Source organism: Methylocystis sp., from assembly GCF_051061225.1.
Lineage (GTDB): Bacteria > Pseudomonadota > Alphaproteobacteria > Rhizobiales > Beijerinckiaceae > Methylocystis.
On record NZ_JBPFEB010000116.1, the window covers coordinates 1 to 2025 of the forward strand.

A 2025-nucleotide genomic window follows, 5' to 3' on the forward strand; every position below is an offset into this window, starting at 1 on the left:
AATCTTTCGAGACATCAACGCCAATGGTAGAAGGATTCATCTTTTCCGCGCCTTTGCTTGTCATTCGGGCCAAGTGCCCGAGTATCCGTCCAGGCCAAAGGAAAAGACGAGGGCGATCAAACTCTAGCTCGACCCGTCGAATGGTCCGCGGTTTTCCGATCCGTCCCTCGCCGCTGATGAGAGGGCGGCAACCCTCTCCCAGCGGTTCCTTCTCGCCCAAGCGGCGCAGAAAGTCATAAGACAAGGGTGTTATGTACTTTAGTGTCTGACTGCCTTAGTAGAATCGGATGGCTCGGATTCGCAAAACCGTATCCGTCTGACGTCAGCGACGAAGAGTGGTCGCTGGTTGCGCCGTATCTAACGCTCATGGACGAAGGCGCGCCCCAGCGTCAACATTCGCTGCGCGAGCTGTTCAACGGCCTGCGCTACGTGCTGCGTTACGGCATCACATGGCGCGTCATGCCCAACGATCTGCCGCCGTAGTCCGCCGTCTATCAGCAATCGCAGCGCTGGCTGGCGGCGGGCGTGTCCGAGGCGCTTGCGCAGGATCCGCGCGCCCTGTTGCGCGTCGCCTCCGGCCGCGCCGCGGAGCCAACGGCCACGATCATCGACAGCCGCACCTTGCGCTCGACCCCGGAGAGCGGCCCGCGGGCGGGCTATGACGGCGCCAAGCGAAAGCGCGGCTCGAAGCTGCACATGGCTGTCGACACATTGGGCCATTTGCTGGCGCTGCATGTCGGGCCGCGCAGAGCGGCAAGCTCGCCGCCGCTGTAAAGGTGGCAACCGGCGAGAGCGTCGAACTCATTTATGTCGATCAGGGCTACACCGGCGAGAAGGTGGCCGATGCAGCCAAGGCGCAGGGCGCCGAACTTTGCGTCGTCAAACTCGCCGAAGCGAAGAAGAGGAAGAAAAGCAAGGGCGCGATGTAACGTTCCATGAACTTGAACCCTGGTCGACGCCGATCGATGGCGCGCAGCTCCTGATGGAAACTTTTAAGCAGCTCCGACGGCATGTCGTGCTGTCCTGCGAGGCTGCGATCGCAGTGGGCTGATCGCCATGCCCGCCAGACTGGGGAATTTTACGCCGCCACTTTTGGGGAATATTAGCGCGTCATTGGCACCCTGCATATGATCGAGCCGCGCGCCAATCAACCGAGGCGGGCCTCGCAGCAGATAAGGCCTATGACGCCGAAGGCTTCGCCAACGAGCTGCGGTCGATGCGGGTGACTCCGCATGTGGCGCAGAACGTGAGCGATCGTTCGTCAGTCATCGACAGGCGCACGACGCGGCAATGAAGGCTACGGGCTCAGCCAGCGCATCCGCAAGCGGATCGAGGAGGGCTTCGGCTGGCTGCTCGCGGCGTCGTGAGCAGGAAGCCGAAGGGGAGTAGAGCGCCCTCCGCTTCAAGGCGCAATTAGACCGCGCCAAGACCGCCAAAAAACCCGAGCGAGGCTGAACGAGCAAGGGCCAAGTGCTTTTTCAACGGCCTGCTTGAAAAATAAGAGATAGGGAACTTTCAGACGCCGAAATGCGGAGCTGAGAGCGCAGCACGACAATTGAGCGCTCATAGGCCGCGGGCTGGGGACTGGCGTTGCGTTCGGCGAGATAGGCGTTGATGTCGTCAACCAGCTCCTTTACCGAGGCGAAGCTGCCCGATCGGATGACATCCTCGGTCAGATCGGCGAAGAACCGTCGACGGGTCGAAGAAGAATAATCTCGGCTCGCTCGCGTTCGCGCACCAGGCTCGTCCTTGCGCGCGCCCGCCGCCGCAGTTCCTCTACGACCTCTGCTTCAGGCTGTTAACCGCTTGATTGGTCATGCCATCTCACAAAAGTTCCTGCAACACCTTCCAAGGAAATAACAGTCGATATTTGAGAGACGGGACACTAGGCTGTGTGGACGAATTTGATCAAGCATAGTGCTGCGGCGAGACTGACGATGGATCGGAAATTTCGTTCGGTCTTTTCGCAGCGGAGCGCGACCCTCTTGAAGCGTTTGAGGCGTCCGATGCCTTGTTCCACGCGCG

At 60.5% G+C, this 2025-nt stretch carries 2 pseudogenes; both read left to right on the top strand.

Annotation, left to right across the window (positions count from 1 at the left end):
• Positions 1-282: 282 nt before the first annotated feature.
• Positions 283-902: pseudogene (locus ACR652_RS19955) on the top strand (IS5 family transposase); the annotation flags it as partial.
• A gap of 210 nt (positions 903-1112) precedes the next feature.
• Positions 1113-1367: pseudogene (locus ACR652_RS19960) on the top strand (IS5/IS1182 family transposase); the annotation flags it as partial.
• Positions 1368-2025 lie beyond the last annotated feature (658 nt).